Annotated in this window: 15 protein-coding genes; all 15 read left to right on the top strand. The window is 71.3% G+C overall.

Annotation, left to right across the window (positions count from 1 at the left end; genetic code table 11):
- The first annotated feature begins 258 nt into the window (after positions 1-258).
- The gene (locus tag ASD48_RS13540; protein WP_057601813.1) at positions 259-2,106 is read left to right on the top strand and encodes a DUF5941 domain-containing protein; all 1,848 of its coding nucleotides are present in this window, start codon (positions 259-261) and stop codon (positions 2,104-2,106) included.
- Positions 2,103-2,855: a phosphocholine cytidylyltransferase family protein gene (locus tag ASD48_RS13545; protein ID WP_054241363.1), complete on the top strand. Its 753-nt coding sequence runs from the start codon at positions 2,103-2,105 to the stop codon at positions 2,853-2,855. Before ASD48_RS13540 ends, ASD48_RS13545 begins: the two co-directional genes overlap by 4 nt.
- Positions 2,843-3,904 carry an iron-containing alcohol dehydrogenase family protein gene (locus tag ASD48_RS13550; RefSeq protein ID WP_057601814.1) on the top strand — a complete coding sequence of 354 codons (1,062 nt, stop codon included), beginning with the start codon at positions 2,843-2,845 and terminating at the stop codon, positions 3,902-3,904. Before ASD48_RS13545 ends, ASD48_RS13550 begins: the two co-directional genes overlap by 13 nt.
- A complete protein-coding gene (locus tag ASD48_RS13555; RefSeq protein ID WP_079073746.1) occupies positions 3,882-4,661 on the top strand; it encodes a CDP-alcohol phosphatidyltransferase family protein in 780 nt (259 codons plus the stop codon). The genes ASD48_RS13550 and ASD48_RS13555 overlap by 23 nt, the downstream gene beginning before the upstream one ends.
- On the top strand, positions 4,658-5,542 hold the full coding sequence (locus tag ASD48_RS13560; protein ID WP_057601815.1) for a glycosyltransferase: 885 nt from the start codon (positions 4,658-4,660) through the stop codon (positions 5,540-5,542). Before ASD48_RS13555 ends, ASD48_RS13560 begins: the two co-directional genes overlap by 4 nt.
- Before the next feature lie 100 nt (positions 5,543-5,642).
- Entirely contained in the window at positions 5,643-6,572 is a 930-nt protein-coding gene (locus ASD48_RS13565; RefSeq protein WP_057601816.1) for an ABC transporter permease, read from the top strand.
- Complete coding sequence (locus tag ASD48_RS13570; RefSeq protein WP_057601817.1) at positions 6,565-7,353, top strand: ABC transporter ATP-binding protein; 789 nt, start codon at positions 6,565-6,567, stop codon at positions 7,351-7,353. Before ASD48_RS13565 ends, ASD48_RS13570 begins: the two co-directional genes overlap by 8 nt.
- 359 nt (positions 7,354-7,712) lie before the next feature.
- Positions 7,713-8,615 (top strand): squalene synthase HpnC, encoded by a 903-nt coding sequence (hpnC, locus tag ASD48_RS13575; RefSeq protein ID WP_057601818.1) that lies wholly within the window; start codon positions 7,713-7,715, stop codon positions 8,613-8,615.
- Positions 8,612-9,562 (top strand): presqualene diphosphate synthase HpnD, encoded by a 951-nt coding sequence (hpnD, locus tag ASD48_RS13580; protein ID WP_057601819.1) that lies wholly within the window; start codon positions 8,612-8,614, stop codon positions 9,560-9,562. The genes hpnC and hpnD overlap by 4 nt, the downstream gene beginning before the upstream one ends.
- Positions 9,563-9,710: 148 nt before the next feature.
- Entirely contained in the window at positions 9,711-11,132 is a 1,422-nt protein-coding gene (gene hpnE, locus ASD48_RS13585; protein ID WP_057601820.1) for a hydroxysqualene dehydroxylase HpnE, read from the top strand.
- 110 nt (positions 11,133-11,242) lie between these two features.
- The gene (locus tag ASD48_RS13590) at positions 11,243-12,271 is read left to right on the top strand and encodes a polyprenyl synthetase family protein (protein ID WP_057601821.1); all 1,029 of its coding nucleotides are present in this window, start codon (positions 11,243-11,245) and stop codon (positions 12,269-12,271) included.
- A gap of 117 nt (positions 12,272-12,388) precedes the next feature.
- Complete coding sequence (shc, locus tag ASD48_RS13595) at positions 12,389-14,410, top strand: squalene--hopene cyclase (protein ID WP_057601822.1); 2,022 nt, start codon at positions 12,389-12,391, stop codon at positions 14,408-14,410.
- Entirely contained in the window at positions 14,410-15,051 is a 642-nt protein-coding gene (locus ASD48_RS13600; RefSeq protein ID WP_057601823.1) for a 1-hydroxy-2-methyl-2-butenyl 4-diphosphate reductase, read from the top strand. The genes shc and ASD48_RS13600 overlap by 1 nt, the downstream gene beginning before the upstream one ends.
- A gap of 5 nt (positions 15,052-15,056) precedes the next feature.
- Positions 15,057-16,079 carry an adenosyl-hopene transferase HpnH gene (gene hpnH, locus ASD48_RS13605; RefSeq protein ID WP_057601824.1) on the top strand — a complete coding sequence of 341 codons (1,023 nt, stop codon included), beginning with the start codon at positions 15,057-15,059 and terminating at the stop codon, positions 16,077-16,079.
- Positions 16,080-16,083: 4 nt separating this feature from the next.
- Positions 16,084-16,549, top strand: a 466-nt coding sequence (locus ASD48_RS13610; protein WP_199875782.1) for a flavodoxin-dependent (E)-4-hydroxy-3-methylbut-2-enyl-diphosphate synthase, incomplete at its 3' end; no start/stop codon positions are given.

Here is a 16,549-nt window from a genome sequence, read left to right on the forward strand (position 1 = left end):
ACGGTTTGTCGCCCGGGCCGCCGATCACCGATGATGATCTCGGCAAAGGCCGGTTCAAGCCGAGTTCAAGCCGTGCCGCCGGACCACGGCGATCGTGCCTGAACGGGCGGTGAACACGGCGTTCCCGGCATCCGATAGCCTCTGCCGACATGCCGCCCGCCTGGTGCGGCCACCGGTGAAGCCGCCGGTGCGGCCCAGGGGCGCCTCCATCGTGTACATGACCGGCGTCAACGCGCCGGACCCAGGGAGTGAGTTCGGTTGTCGACCGCCATCCTCACCGGCTCGCCGGTCCCCGGATCGTCGATCGAGGGCGATCTGCGGTCCCTCGGCTTCGACGTCCGGACCGCCTCCGACGCCGGTGACGCCGAGGCCCTCCTCGCCGCCGTCCCCGGCGACCAGCGCGTCGCCGTCGTGGACGCCCGCTTCGTGGGTCACGAGCACGCGCTGCGTCTCGGCCTCACCGACCCCCGTTTCCCGCTCGGCGCGATCCCGGGGGCGGTGACCGCGCAGCCGGCCGGCCGGCAGGCCCTGACCCGCGCGATGGCCAGGGAGAACTCGGCGAACGCCGGCACCGCCCCCGGGGGTGCTCCCGCGCTGCCGAAGTCGAGCGTGGGACACGTCGACAGCGTCGACAGCCTCGCCGACCGGGTCGTCGCCGCCCTCGACGCCGACGGCGTCGACGTGCACCGCCCCGAACTGGGCAGCCTGGTCGCGGAGGTCCCGGCCGACCCGCAGGCCCGCAACGAGGCCCGGCAGGCCGTCGCCGCCGTCGACGACGAGGCGATCCGCCTGAAGTCGGCCGTCAAGGCGCGCGACGGCTTCTTCACCACCTACTGCATCAGCCCGTACTCGCGCTATGTCGCCCGCTGGTGCGCCCGCCGCGGCCTCACCCCCAACCAGGTCACCACCGCCTCGCTGATCACCGCGCTGATCGCGGCGGCCTGCGCGGCCACCGGCACCCGGGGCGGGTTCGTCGCGGCCGGCGTGCTGCTGATCGCGTCCTTCGTGCTGGACTGCACCGACGGCCAGCTCGCCCGCTACTCCCTGCAGTACTCCACGCTCGGCGCCTGGCTCGACGCCACCTTCGACCGCGCCAAGGAGTACGCCTACTACGCGGGTCTCGCGCTCGGCGCGGCCCGCGGCGGCGACGACGTGTGGGCCCTGGCGCTGGGCGCGATGGTCCTGCAGACCTGCCGGCACGTCGTGGACTTCTCCTTCAACGAGGCCAACCACGACGCCACCGCGAACACCAGCCCCACCGCCGCCCTCTCCGACAAGCTCGACAGCGTCGGCTGGACGGTCTGGGTGCGGCGGATGATAGTCCTGCCCATCGGTGAACGATGGGCCATGATCGCCGTTCTCACCGCTGCCACCACCCCCCGCATCACCTTCTACGCGCTGCTCGTCGGCTGCGCGTTCGCGGCCACCTACACCACGGCGGGCCGGGTCCTGCGCTCGCTGACCCGCAAGGCCCGGCGGACCGACCGGGCGGCGCAGGCACTGGCGGACCTCGCCGACAGCGGCCCGCTCACCGGACTGCTGACCCGCACGCTCCCCGTGGGCATCCGCATCCCGGCCCCGCTCAGCGCGGCCGCCGGCGTCCTCCTGCTGGTCCTCGCCGCCTCGCTCGACGGGCCGGGCTTCTCGGTCCTCCTGGCCGCCGTCCTGTACGTCCTGCTCTCCGCCGACGCCCTCGTGCGCCCCCTCAAGGGCGCCCTCGACTGGCTGGTCCCGCCGCTCTTCCGGGCCGGGGAGTACTGCACCGTCCTCGTCCTCGCGGCCAAGGCCGACGTGGACGGAGCGCTTCCCGCGGCTTTCGGGCTGGTCGCCGCCGTCGCCTACCATCACTACGACACGGTGTACCGCATCCGCGGCAACGCCGGAGCGCCGCCGGCCTGGCTGGTGCGCGCCATCGGGGGGCAGGACGGGCGCACGCTGCTCGTCGTCGTGCTGGCCGTGCTGCTCACGGCCTCGCAGTTCACGGTCGCGCTCACGGCCCTCGCCGTGGTCGTCGCCCTCGTGGTGCTCCTCGAGAGCATCCGCTTCTGGGTCGCCGCCCACCGGGCAGGCGCCCCGTCCGTACACGATGAAGGAGAACCCGCATGATCGGCCTCGTGCTGGCGGCCGGCGCCGGACGGCGTCTGCGCCCCTACACCGACAGCCTGCCCAAGGCGCTGGTGCCGGTGGGGCCCGCGGGCATAGAGGGCGAGCCCACGGTCCTGGACCTGACGCTCGGCAACTTCGCCGAGATCGGTCTGACCGAGGTCGCGGTCATCGTCGGCTACCGCAAGGAGGCCGTGTACGAGCGCAAGGCGGCGCTGGAGGCGAAGTACGGCCTCAAGCTCACCCTCATCGACAACGACAAGGCCGAGGAGTGGAACAACGCCTACTCCCTGTGGTGCGGCCGTGACGCCCTCAAGGACGGCGTCATCCTCGCCAACGGCGACACCGTCCACCCGGTGTCCGTCGAGCACACGCTGCTCGCCGCCCGCGGCGAGGGCAGGCAGATCATCCTCGCGCTCGACACGGTGAAGTCCCTCGCCGACGAGGAGATGAAGGTCGTCGTCGACCCCGACCTGGGCGTTCAGCGGATCACCAAGCTGATGGACCCGGCCGACGCCACCGGCGAGTACATCGGCGTCACCCTCATCGAGGGCGACGCGGCCCCCGCCCTGGCCGAGGCGCTCAAGACCGTGTGGGAGAGCGACCCGCAGCAGTTCTACGAGCACGGCTACCAGGAGCTCGTCGACGGCGGCTTCCGCATCGACGTGGCCCCGATCGGCGATGTCGCGTGGGTCGAGATCGACAACCACGACGATCTCGCCCGTGGACGGGAGATCGCGTGCCAGTACTGACCCGGCTGATCCCCTCACCGGTCGTCGTGGACATCCGCCCGGGTGCCCTCGACGACCTGGTCGGGGTTCTCGCCGACGAGCGCATCTCGCACTCGGGCAAGCTCGCGATCGCCGTCAGCGGCGGCTCGGGCGCCCGGCTGCGCGAGCGCCTCACCCCCGCCCTGCCCGGCGCCACCTGGTACGAGGTCGGCGGCGGAACCCTCGACGACGCCGTCCAGCTGGCCACCGACATAAAGGCCGGCCACTTCGACGCGGTCGTCGGCCTGGGCGGCGGCAAGATCATCGACTGTGCCAAGTTCGCCGCCGCCCGCGTGGGCCTCCCGCTGGTCGCCGTGCCGACGAACCTCGCGCACGACGGTCTGTGCTCGCCGGTCGCCACCCTCGACAACGACGCGGGGCGCGGCTCCTACGGTGTGCCGAACCCGATCGCCGTCGTGATCGACCTGGACGTCATCCGCGAGGCCCCGGTCCGCTATGTGCGGGCCGGCATCGGTGACGCCGTCTCCAACATCTCCGCCATCGCGGACTGGGAGCTCGCCAACCGGATCAAGGGCGAGAAGATCGACGGCCTGGCCGCCGCGATCGCCCGCCAGGCGGGCGAGGCGGTGCTGCGCCACCCGGGCGGCATCGGGGACACCGGCTTCCTCCAGGTACTGGCCGAGGCGCTGGTGCTCAGCGGCGTCGCGATGTCGGTGTCGGGCGACTCCCGCCCGTCCTCCGGCGCCTGCCACGAGATCAACCACGCCTTCGACCTGCTCTTCCCCAAGCGGGCGGCCGCCCACGGCGAGCAGTGCGGACTCGGCGCGACCTTCGCGATGTTCCTGCGCGGAGCGCACGAGGAGTCGGCCTACATGGCCCAGGTGCTGCGCCGCCACGGCCTTCCGGTCCTGCCGCAGGAGATCGGCTTCACGGTGGACGAGTTCGTCCGTGCCGTGGAGTTCGCTCCCGAGACCCGGCCGGGCCGCTACACGATCCTCGAACACCTCGACCTCAAGACCGAACAGATCAAGGACATCTACGCCGACTATGTCAAGGCCATCGGTAGCTGAACTCAGACCGGTCGTCCACCCTCCGGGGGTGAAGGACCGGCGCAGCGGTGAGCACTGGATGGGGCGCCTCTACATGCGTGAGGTGTCCCTGCGGGTCGACCGCTACCTGGTCAACACCAGGGTCACGCCCAACCAGCTCACGTACCTGATGACCGTCTTCGGGGTGCTCGCCGCCCCGGCCCTGCTGGTGCCGGGGATCACGGGCGCCGTGCTCGGCGTGGTGTGCGTCCAGATGTATCTGCTGCTGGACTGCGTGGACGGCGAGATCGCCCGCTGGAAGAAGCAGTACTCGCTGGGCGGGGTCTATCTGGACCGGGTCGGCGCGTATCTCACCGACGCCGCCGTCCTGGTCGGCTTCGGCCTGCGCGCCGCCGACCCGTGGGGCACCGGACGCATCGACTGGCTCTGGGCCTTCCTCGGCACGCTGGCCGCGCTCGGCGCGATCCTGATCAAGGCGGAGACCGACCTCGTCGGCGTCGCCCGGCACCAGGGCGGTCTGCCTCCGGTGAAGGAGTCGGCGTCCGAACCGCGCTCCTCCGGGATGGCGCTGGCCCGCCGGGCCGCCTCGGCGCTCCAGTTCCACCGGCTGATCCTCGGTATCGAGGCGTCCCTGCTGATCCTGGTGCTGGCGGTCGTCGACCAGCTGCGCGGCGACCTGTTCTTCACCCGGCTCGGCGTGGCCGTGCTGGCCGGCATCGCGCTGCTCCAGACCCTGCTGCACCTGGTGTCCATCCTCGCGTCGAGCAGGCTGAAGTGAGCGCGCCCGGGAAGGTCGGCGCGGTCGTCATCACCATGGGCAACCGCCCCGACGAGCTGAGAGCGCTGCTGGACTCGATCGCCAAGCAGGACGGCGACCGGGTCGAGGTGGTCGTGGTCGGCAACGGCTCGCCCGTCCCGGACGTCCCCGAGGGCGTCAGGACGATCGAGCTGCCCGAGAACCTCGGTATCCCCGGCGGCCGCAACGTCGGCATCGAGGCCTTCGGGCCCAGCGGCCGGGACGTCGACGTCCTGCTGTTCCTGGACGACGACGGTCTCCTGGCCCACCACGACACGGCCGAGCTGTGCCGCCGGGCCTTCGCCGACGATCCGAGGCTGGGCATCGTCAGCTTCCGCATCGCCGACCCGGACACCGGTGTCACCCAGCGCCGCCACGTACCCCGGCTGCGCGCCGCGGACCCGATGCGCTCCTCCCGGGTCACCACCTTCCTCGGGGGCGCCAACGCCGTGCGCACGAAGGTCTTCGCGGAGGTGGGCGGACTCCCGGACGAGTTCTTCTACGCCCACGAGGAGACCGACCTGGCATGGCGGGCCCTCGACGCGGGCTGGATGATCGACTACCGGTCCGACATGGTGCTGTACCACCCGACGACCGCGCCCTCGCGGCACGCGGTGTACCACCGCATGGTCGCCCGCAACCGGGTCTGGCTGGCCCGGCGCAACCTTCCCGCCCCGCTGGTCCCCGTCTATCTCGGGGTGTGGCTGCTGCTCACCCTGGTGCGCCGTCCCTCGGGGTCCGCGCTGAAGGCCTGGTTCGGCGGTTTCCGGGAAGGCTGGAGCACTCCGTGCGGACCTCGTAGACCCATGAAGTGGCGTACGGTGTGGCGGCTGACCCGACTGGGCCGGCCCCCGGTGATCTGACAAGCTCGTCCCTGAGGGCACCCCGGGCCGTACCGCGGGCCCCCCGGCTCATGCCGGCCTCGTCAAGGCTGCGCATCCCGAAGACGAAAGTTTCCTACCTGTGAGTGAGACAACGCATGACGTCGGAGTCGTGGTGACTGCGCCTCCGTCGCCCGACGAGGGCCTCACGGCGGCACAGCTGGCCGCCAAGTACGGGCTGGCCGTGAGCGGCGCCCGGCCTCCGCTGCGGGAGTACGTCCGGCAGCTCTGGGGGCGCCGGCACTTCATCATGGCGTTCTCCCGGGCGAAACTGGCCTCCCAGTACAGCCAGGCCAAGCTCGGCCAGCTGTGGCAGGTGGCCACACCGCTGCTGAACGCGGCCGTGTACTTCATGATCTTCGGCCTGCTCCTCAACGCCGGCCGCGGCATGACGAAGGAGGTGTACATCCCCTTCCTCGTCACGGGCGTCTTCGTGTTCATGTTCACGCAGAGCTCGGTGATGACCGGCGTCCGGGCGATCTCGGGCAATCTCGGCCTGGTCCGCGCCCTGCATTTCCCGCGTGCCTCGCTGCCCATCTCGTTCGCCCTCCAGCAACTCCAGCAGCTGCTGTACTCGATGCTCGTGCTGTTCATCGTGGTGATCGGCTTCGGCAGCTACCCGGACGCCTCCTGGGCGCTGATCGTCCCGATCCTCGCCCTCCAGTTCTGCTTCAACTCCGGTCTGGCGCTGATCTTCGCCCGGGCGGGCGCGAAGACCCCGGACCTGGCGCAGCTGATGCCGTTCGTGATGCGGACGTGGATGTACGCGTCCGGCGTGATGTTCTCCATCCCCGTCTTCCTCGCGGACAAGCCGCAGTGGGTGGCCAACATCCTGCAGTGGAACCCGGCCGCCATCTACATGGACCTGATGCGCTTCGCGCTCATCGAGGAGTACAGCGCCGAGAACCTCCCCGCGCACGTCTGGGCGGTCGCGGGCGGCTGGGCCGTCCTCGTCGCCCTCGGCGGCTTCGTGTACTTCTGGCAGGCGGAGGAGAGGTACGGCCGTGGTTGAGCCGCTCGCGGGACAGCGGATCCCGACCGTCATCGCCGACGACGTCCACATCGTCTACCGCGTCAACGGCGCCAAGTCCGGCCGGGGCAGCGCCACCGCGGCGCTCAGCCGCATCGTCAAGCGCGGTTCCGACGAGTCGGCACGCGGGGTGCGCAAGGTGCACGCCGTGCGCGGCGTCTCCTTCGTCGCCCACCGCGGCGAGGCCATCGGCCTGATCGGCTCCAACGGCTCCGGCAAGTCCACGCTGCTGCGCGCCATCGCCGGTCTGCTGCCGCCGGAGAGCGGCAAGGTCTACACCGACGGCCAGCCCTCGCTGCTCGGCGTCAACGCGGCCCTGATGAACGACCTCACCGGCGAGCGCAACGTCACCCTCGGCGGGCTCGCCATGGGCATGTCCCGCGAGCAGATCAAGGAGCGCTACCAGGAGATCGTCGACTTCTCCGGCATCAACGAGAAGGGCGACTTCATCACCCTGCCGATGCGCACCTACTCCTCCGGCATGCAGGCCCGACTGCGCTTCTCCATCGCGGCCGCCAAGGACCACGACGTCCTGATGATCGACGAGGCCCTGGCCACCGGCGACGCCAAGTTCCGCAGGCGCTCCGAGGCCCGGGTGCGGGAGCTGCGCGAGCACGCCGGCACGGTGTTCCTGGTCAGCCACAGCAACCAGTCCATCCGCGACACCTGTGACCGGGTCCTGTGGCTGGAACGCGGCGAACTGCGGCTGGACGGCCCGACCGAAGAGGTTCTCAAGGAGTACGAGAAGTTCTCGGGCAAGTAGGGCGATTCGGCCAGGGCCCCGCCGGAACTGTCCGGCGGGGCCCTGCGTCTGCAAAGGAAACGTCAACTCCGCGTCAGCCAAGGAATCTTGACGCCAATCGGTGTGTTGTTGTGATGTCCCGGACACCCCCGCGAACCGTGTCGCGTTGTACAACGTAAGCTGGACCGGCCCCCGAATCGCGCCAAGTGGGGCGAAAACGTGCAGTGCCACCGTCGGGGACGCTGCGCGGGCGGCTCGGCGGCGTGTCCGAAATAGTGTGTATTAGATCGGCAGTGTAGAACGGGAGATGTGACGGCGATGGCTACGGAAACTCCCCAGGTCGACGCGAGCCGTGCCGTCCCCGCTCCGGACGGCCGACGATGACGGCGCCCGCCGCGCCGCGCATCGGCGACCCGGAGCGCGGCACGCTCGACAAGGCCGCGGACGAGAACTTCCCGGTGGCCCCCTTCTTCCTGCCCAGGGCCTGGCGCGACGACCTGATGGCCGTGTACGGCTTCGCCCGGCTCGTCGACGACATCGGCGACGGCGACCTCGCCCCCGGCGGCGCCGACGCCCGGCTGCTCGGCGTGTCGGCCACCGCCGCCGAGGACCGCCTCGCCCTGCTGGACGCCTTCGAGGCCGATCTGCGCCGGGTCTTCGACGGCACCCCGCGGCACCCCCTGCTGCGTCGCCTCCAGCCCACTGTCCGCCGTCGCTCGCTCGGCCCCGAGCCCTTTCTCGGCCTGATCGCCGCCAACCGGCAGGACCAGCTCGTCACGCGCTACGAGACCTACGACGACCTCCTCGCGTACTGCGAGCTGTCCGCCAATCCCGTGGGCCGGCTGGTCCTCGCCGTCACCGGCGCCGCCACCCCCGAGCGGATCCGCCGCTCCGACGCGATCTGCACCGCGCTGCAGATCGTCGAGCATCTCCAGGACGTGTCCGAGGACCTGAGCCGCGACCGTGTCTATCTGCCCGCCGCGGACATGAAGCGCTTTCACGTCAAGGAATCGGATCTGGCCATGAACACCGCGGGCGCGTCGGTGCGCGCGCTGGTCGCGTTCGAAGCGCAACGCGCTCGCGATCTGCTGAATGAAGGCGCCCCCCTCGTGGGTAGCGTTCACGGCAGGCTGAGGCTGTTGCTCGCGGGTTTCGTGGCGGGGGGAAGCGCGGCGATCAAGGCGATCGCCGCCGCCGGATACGACGTGCTTCCCGGCCCGCCCAAGCCCGGCAGGCTCCGGCTGCTGCGCGAGGTGGGCGTGACCCTGCGAGGAGAGGGGTGATCCGGGCCGTGGAGCCGTCACCACACGTGTCCGCGCCGGTACTCGCCGCCTACGGCTACTGCGAGACCGTCACCGGACAGCAGGCCCGTAACTTCGCGTACGGCATCCGGCTGCTGCCCACGCCCAAGCGCCGCGCGATGTCGGCGCTGTACGCCTTCTCGCGCCGCGTCGACGACATCGGCGACGGCGCACTGGACGGGGAGGTCAAGACCGCCAGGCTGGAGGAGACCCGGGCGCTGCTCACCCGGGTCCGCGCGGGCGAGGTCGAGGAGGACGACACCGACCCCGTCGCGGTCGCCCTCGCGCACACGGCCCGCGTCTTCCCCATCCCGCTGCGCGGCCTGGACGAGCTGATCGACGGCGTCCTGATGGACGTGCGCGGCGAGACCTATGAGACCTGGGACGACCTGAAGGTGTACTGCCGCTGCGTGGCGGGCGCCATCGGGCGGCTCTCGCTCGGGGTGTTCGGCACCGAACGGGGGGCGCGCGGCGCCGAGCGCGCGCCGGAGTACGCCGACACGCTCGGGCTCGCGCTCCAGCTCACGAACATCCTCAGAGACGTCCGCGAGGACGCCGAGGGCGGCCGCACCTATCTGCCCGCCGACGACCTCGCGAAGTTCGGCTGTTCGACCGGGTTCGACGGGCCGAAGCCGCCGGAGGGATCCGACTTCGTGGGGCTCGTGCACTTCGAGGTGCGGCGGGCCCGCGCCCTCTTCGCCGAGGGGTACCGGCTGCTTCCCCTGCTCGACCGGCGCAGCGGCGCCTGTGTCGCCGCCATGGCGGGCATCTACCGCCGTCTCCTCGACCGCATCGAGCGCGACCCCGAGGCCGTGCTGCGCGGCAGGGTCTCGCTGCCCGGACGGGAGAAGGCCTTCGTGGCCGTACGCGGGCTGTCGGGCCTGGACGCCCGGCACGTGTCGCGGCGGACCGTCAGGAGGCACCCGTGACGGACGAGACCGGTGACAAGGTGGGCCAGGGTGATTCCACCGGCGAAAAGCGGCACGCAACCCTCCGGTGCGGCGCGGCGTCCCTGACTGCGACGGCCAGCGGTGCAGAGTTCAAACACCATGGCCGGTCCGCACGGGAGGGTGCAGGATGAACGACGAGCAACTCGCGGACGCCGCGGAAGCGTCCGGCCCTTCGGGGCGTACCGCCGTCGTCGTCGGGGGAGGGCTCGCCGGGGTGACCGCCGCGCTCGCGCTCGCCGACGCGGGCGTACGCGTCACGCTGCTCGAAGGCCGGCCCCGGCTCGGCGGCCTGGCCTTCTCCTTCACGCGCGGCGAACTGACCGTGGACAACGGACAGCACGTGTACCTGCGCTGCTGCACCGCCTACCGCTGGTTCCTCGACCGCATCGAGGGCAGCGCGCTGGCGCCCTTGCAGGATCGTCTCGACGTGCCCGTCGTCGACGTGGCCGCGCCCGAGGGACGACGGCTCGGCAGGCTGCGGCGCGACGCGCTGCCCGTGCCCCTGCACCTGGGGCGCAGCCTCGCCACGTATCCGCATCTCTCGCTCGCCGAACGGGCCAGGGTGGGCCGTGCCGCGCTCGCGCTCAAGGGGCTCGACCTCGCCGATCCGCGACTGGACGCACAGGACTTCGGCAGCTGGCTGACCGCGCACGGTCAGTCGGCGCGCGCCGTCGAGGCACTCTGGGACCTGGTCGGGGTCGCCACGCTCAACGCGGTCGCCGGAGACTCCTCGCTGGGGCTCGCCGCGATGGTGTTCAAGACCGGTCTGCTGTCCGACCCGGGCGCCGCCGACATCGGCTGGGCGCATGTCCCGCTGGGCGAACTGCACGACCGGCTCGCCCGCAAGGCGCTCGACTCCGCCGGCGTGCGTACCGAGGTCCGTACACGCGTCACCTCCCTCTCTTCCGACGACAACGGGACGTGGAGCGTTCAGGTTCCCGGCGAGACGCTCCGCGCGGACACGGTCGTCCTCGCCGTACCGCAGCGCGAGGCCTACGACCTGCTCCCCGCCGGGGCGCTCGACCACGCCGAGCGGCTGCTGGAGATCGGCACCGCGCCCATCCTCAACGTGCACGTCGTCTACGACCGCAAGGTGCTCGACAAGCCCTTCTTCGCGGCGCTCGGCACGCCCGTGCAGTGGGTCTTCGACCGCACCGCCGCCTCCGGGCTGCGCGAGGGCCAGTACCTCGCCCTGTCCCAGTCCGCGGCGCACGACGAGATCGACGAACCCGTGGCCGCGCTGCGCGAGCGCTATCTGCCCGAGCTGGAACGGCTCCTGCCGCGCACGCGCGGCGCCGGGGTGCGGGACTTCTTCGTGACCCGGGAACGCACGGCGACGTTCGCCCCCACCCCCGGCGTCGGGCGCCTTCGGCCCGGCGCCCGCACCAGAACCCCCGGCCTGTACCTGGCCGGAGCGTGGACCGCCACAGGGTGGCCCGCGACCATGGAGAGTGCGGTCCGCAGCGGTGTCAGCGCGGCGGACGCCGCGCTGAGCGCCCTCGGCCGGCCCCGCCCCCGCCGCCTCTTCGAGTTCGAGGAGGCGGCCTGATGCTCGATCAGCACGGCTCGGCACACCCCCGCACCCTCTCCAGCACCGCAACAAGAGGAGAAAACGTGCCCACTGTGCCCCCGGCCACGCCGGCCGCTCGGAGGACCGCGGTGGACGTGACCGCGCTCCTGGAGCGCGGCCGCACCCTGGCCACACCGGTGCTGCGGGCGGCCGTCGACCGTCTGGCACCGCCCATGGACACGGTCGCCGCCTACCACTTCGGCTGGATCGACGCCCACGGCAACCCGACCGACGGTGACGGCGGCAAGGCCGTGCGTCCCGCCCTCGCCGTGCTCTCCGCCGAGGTCGCCGGGGCGGCCCCCGAGGTCGGAGTCCCCGGCGCGGTCGCCGTCGAGCTGGTCCACAACTTCTCGCTCCTGCACGACGACCTGATGGACGGCGACGAGCAGCGCAGGCACCGCGACACCGTCTGGAAGGTGCACGGCCCCGCCCAGGCCATCCTGGTCGGCGACGCCCTGTTCGCCCTCGCGGGCGAGATCCTCCTCGAACTCGGCACGGCCGAGGCGGCCCGGGCGACCCACCGCCTGACCGTCGCCACCCGTGCCCTCATCGACGGCCAGGCCCAGGACATCTCCTACGAGCACCGCGACCGGGTCAGCGTCGAGGAGTGCCTGGAGATGGAGGGCAACAAGACCGGTGCCCTGCTGGCCTGCGCCAGTTCCATCGGCGCCGTGCTCGGCGGCGCGGACCGGCACACCGCCGACGCCCTGGAGAAGTACGGCTACCACCTCGGCCTTGCCTTCCAGGCCGTGGACGACCTGCTCGGCATCTGGGGCGACCCGGAGTCCACCGGCAAGCAGACGTGGAGCGATCTGCGTCAGCGCAAGAAGTCCCTGCCGGTGGTCGCCGCGCTCGCGGCCGGCGGTTCCGCCTCCGAGCGGCTCGGGGAGATCCTCGCCGCCGACGCCAAGAGCAGCGACTTCGAGACCTTCTCCGAGGGGGAGTTCGCGGCCCGCGCCGCGCTGATCGAGGAGGCGGGGGGCCGTGACTGGACCGCCGGGGAGGCGCGCCGCCAGCACGCCGTGGCCCTGGACGCCCTGAACGCCGTGGACATGTCCGAGCAGGTGCGCGACCGGTTCACGGCGCTCGCCGACTTCGTCGTCGTACGAAAGAGATGATCCCTATCGGTCGAATAGCCCTCGCGTAGTCGCCGGCCGGTGTGTGAGGAGAGAGCACCGGCCGACGGCGGACCCACAGCAGACGCAAAGCCATGCACACTGCACGAAGGGGAAGCCATGACAGCGACGACCGACGGAAGCACCGGGGCTCTGCCGCCCCGCGCTGCCGCGGCCAGCGAAACCGACATCATCATCCCCGTGGCGGCCGGGGTACAAGAAGCCGCCACCCGCGCGATGCAACGCGCCACCGACTTCCTGCTCGCCGGGCAGGACGCCGAGGGCTGGTGGAAGGGCGACCTCGAGACGAACGTCACGATGGACGCCGAGGACCTGCTGCTCCGTCAGTTCCTGGGCATCCGCGACGAGGCCACGACCCGGGCCGCCGCGCTCTTCGTCCGGGGCGAGCAGCGCGAGGACGGCACCTGGGCCACCTTCTACGGCGGTCCGCCCGACCTCTCCGCCACCGTCGAGGCGTACGTCGCCCTGCGGCTGGCGGGCGACGCCCCCGAGGCGCCCCACATGCGCCGGGCCTCCGGGTGGATCCGCGAGCAGGGGGGCATCGCCTCCGCCCGGGTCTTCACCCGGATCTGGCTGGCCCTGTTCGGCTGGTGGAAGTGGGAGGACCTGCCCGAACTCCCGCCGGAGCTCCTGTTCTTCCCCAAGTGGTTCCCGCTGAGCATCTACAACTTCGGCTGCTGGGCGCGCCAGACGATCGTGCCGCTCACCGTGGTGTCGGCGAAGCGCCCGGTGCGTCCGGCGCCCTTCCCGCTCGACGAGCTGCACACCGATCCCGCCCGTCCCAACCCGGCCAGGCCCCTCGCCCCGGTGAACAGCTGGGACGGGCTGTTCCAGCGGCTCGACAAGGTCGTACGCGGCTACCGGTCGGTCGCGGTGCGCAGGCTGCGCGGCGCGGCCCTGAACGCCGCCGCCCGCTGGATCATCGAACGGCAGGAGAACGACGGCGCCTGGGGCGGCATCCAGCCGCCGGCCGTGTACTCGGTGATCGCGCTGCACCTGCTCGGCTACGACCTCCGGCACCCGGTGATGCGGGCTGGCCTCGAGTCGCTGGACCGGTACGCCGTGTGGCGCGAGGACGGCGCGCGGATGATCGAGGCCTGTCAGTCGCCGGTGTGGGACACCTGTCTGGCGACCATCGCGCTGGCCGACGCGGGACTTCCCGCCGACCATCCCCAACTGGTCAAGGCCGCCGACTGGATGCTCGGCGAACAGGTCGTCCGGCCGGGCGACTGGTCGGTGAGCAGGCCTCAACTGCCGCCGGGCGGCTGGGCGTTCGAGTTCCACAACGACAACTATCCCGACATCGACGACACCGCCGAGGTCGTCCTCGCGCTGCGCCGGGTCAAGCACCACGACCCGGAGCGGATGGACCGGGCCATCGCGCGCGGCGTGCGCTGGAACCTCGGGATGCAGTCGAAGAACGGCGGCTGGGGCGCCTTCGACGTCGACAACACCAGCCCGTTCCCCAACCGGATGCCCTTCTGCGACTTCGGAGAGGTCATCGACCCGCCGTCCGCCGACGTCACCGCGCACGTGGTCGAGATGCTGGCGGTCGAGGGGCTCTCGCACGACCCGCGTACCCGGCGGGGCATCGAGTGGCTGCTGGCCGAACAGGAGCCGGACGGCTCGTGGTTCGGGCGCTGGGGCGTCAACTACGTCTACGGCACAGGGTCGGTGGTGCCGGCCCTCACCGCGGCGGGCCTGCCCGCGCAGCACCCCGCGATCCGACGGGCCGTCTCCTGGCTGGAGCGGGTGCAGAACGACGACGGCGGCTGGGGCGAGGACCTGCGCTCCTACCAGGACGCCACCCGCTGGAGCGGCCGGGGCGCCTCCACGGCCTCCCAGACCGCCTGGGCACTGATGGCGCTGCTGGCGGCCGGGGAGAGGGACTCCAAGGCCGTCGAGCGGGGCGTCGCCTGGCTGGCGCAGACCCAGCGGGAGGACGGCTCCTGGGACGAGCCCTACTTCACCGGCACCGGCTTCCCCTGGGACTTCTCGATCAACTACCACCTCTACCGGCAGGTCTTCCCGCTGACCGCGCTCGGCCGGTACGTCCACGGAGAGCCGTTCAGCAAGCAGCCCGCCACCCACGCGGCTTCCGCCGAGGTCAAGGGGAGCTGATGAGCACACAGTCCGTCCCGTCGCCGCTGCTGATCGCCTGCGCCCTCGGCATCGAGCACCTCGCCCTGCGCATGGGCGAGCGCGGCGGAGCCGACGGGCCGGTCACCGTCCTGCGGACGGGCATGGGGCCGAAGGCCGCGGAGCGCTCCGTCACCCGCCTCCTGGCCGACCCGCTGTTCGCGGGCGCGGCCGTGCTGGCCACGGGTTTCTGTGCCGGCCTCGCCCCGGGCATGCACCCCGGAGACCTGGTCGTCGCCGAGGAGACCCGCGACCCGCGCGGCAGTGTCCCCTGTGTCGGCACCGAGCTGCTCGTCAAGGAACTCGCCCGCACCCTGCCCGGGCGGACCGTCCACACCGGTCCCCTCACCGGCTCCGACCACGTCGTTCGCGGTCATGAGCGGGCCGACCTGCTCGCGACCGGCGCGATCGCCCTCGACATGGAATCGGCGGCCACGCTGCTGAGCGCAGTGCGCGCCGAGCCGCGCCCGGTTGCGGCCGTCCGGGTGGTCGTGGACGCTCCTGAACATGAACTCGTCCGGATCGGCACGGTACGCGGTGGAATATCTGCCTTCCGCGTCCTTCGCTCGGTCCTGCCTGCTTTTTTCGAATGGCACCGTAATGTTCTGCTCCCCCGGAGGTGAGCCACATGGCCATGCCACTGCGCCAGTCCATCAAGGTCGCTACATACCTGGCCGAACAGAAGCTCCGCAAGCGGGAGAAGTTTCCGCTCATCGTCGAGCTGGAACCGCTCTTCGCCTGCAACCTCAAGTGCGAGGGCTGCGGCAAGATCCAGCACCCGGCGGGAGTGCTCAAGCAGCGCATGCCGGTCGCCCAGGCCGTGGGCGCGGTGCTGGAGTCCGGTGCGCCGATGGTGTCCATCGCGGGCGGCGAGCCCCTGATGCACCCTCAGATCGACGAGATCGTGCGGCAGTTGGTGGCCAAGAGGAAGTACGTCTTCCTCTGCACCAACGCCATGCTGCTGCGCAAGAAGCTGGACAAGTTCACGCCCTCTCCCTACTTCGCCTTCGCCGTGCACATCGACGGGCTGCGTGAGCGGCACGACGAGTCGGTGGCCAAGGAAGGCGTGTTCGACGAGGCCGTGGCGGCCATCAAGGAGGCCAAGCAGCGCGGCTTCCGGGTGACCACCAACTCGACCTTCTTCAACACCGACACCCCGCAGACCATCATCGAGGTGCTCAACTACCTCAACGACGACCTCAAGGTCGACGAGATGATGATCTCGCCCGCCTACGCCTACGAGAAGGCTCCCGACCAGGAGCACTTCCTCGGCGTGGAGCAGACCCGCGAGCTGTTCAAGAAGGCCTTCTCGGGTGGCAACCGGCGCCGCTGGCGGCTCAACCACTCACCGCTGTTCCTCGACTTCCTCGAGGGCAAGGCCGACTTCCCGTGCACGGCGTGGGCGATCCCCAACTACTCGCTGTTCGGCTGGCAGCGGCCCTGCTACCTGATGAGCGACGGGTACGTGCCGACGTACCGCGAGCTGATCGAGGAGACGGACTGGGACAAGTACGGCCGCGGCAAGGACCCGCGCTGCGCCAACTGCATGGCGCACTGCGGCTACGAGCCCACCGCCGTCCTGGCCACCATGGGCTCGCTGAAGGAGTCCCTGCGCGCCCTGCGCGAGACAGTCAACGGAAACCGGGAGTGACGACATGACCGCGGTCTCCCTGGGCGTCCCCGGGATGCCGGTCCGGCCGGTGGCGTCGCGGCGTGAGTCGCGGCGGATCCAGGTCGGGCCGGTGGCGGTCGGGGGCGGGGCCCCGGTGTCGGTGCAGTCGATGACGACGACGCGTACGTCGGACATCGGCGCCACCTTGCAGCAGATCGCGGAACTCACCGCCTCCGGCTGCCAGATCGTCCGCGTCGCCTGCCCCACGCAGGACGACGCGGACGCCCTCGCGACCATCGCCCGCAAGTCCCAGATCCCGGTGATCGCGGACATCCACTTCCAGCCGAAGTACGTGTTCGCCGCGATCGAGGCGGGCTGCGCCGCGGTCCGGGTGAACCCCGGCAACATCAAGCAGTTCGACGACAAGGTGAGGGAGATCGCCAAGGCGGCGAAGGAGCACGGCACCCCGATCCGCATCGGCGTCAACGCCGGCTCGCTGGACCGCCGCC

The sequence above is a fragment of the Streptomyces sp. Root1310 genome, assembly GCF_001426425.1.
Taxonomy (GTDB): domain Bacteria; phylum Actinomycetota; class Actinomycetes; order Streptomycetales; family Streptomycetaceae; genus Streptomyces.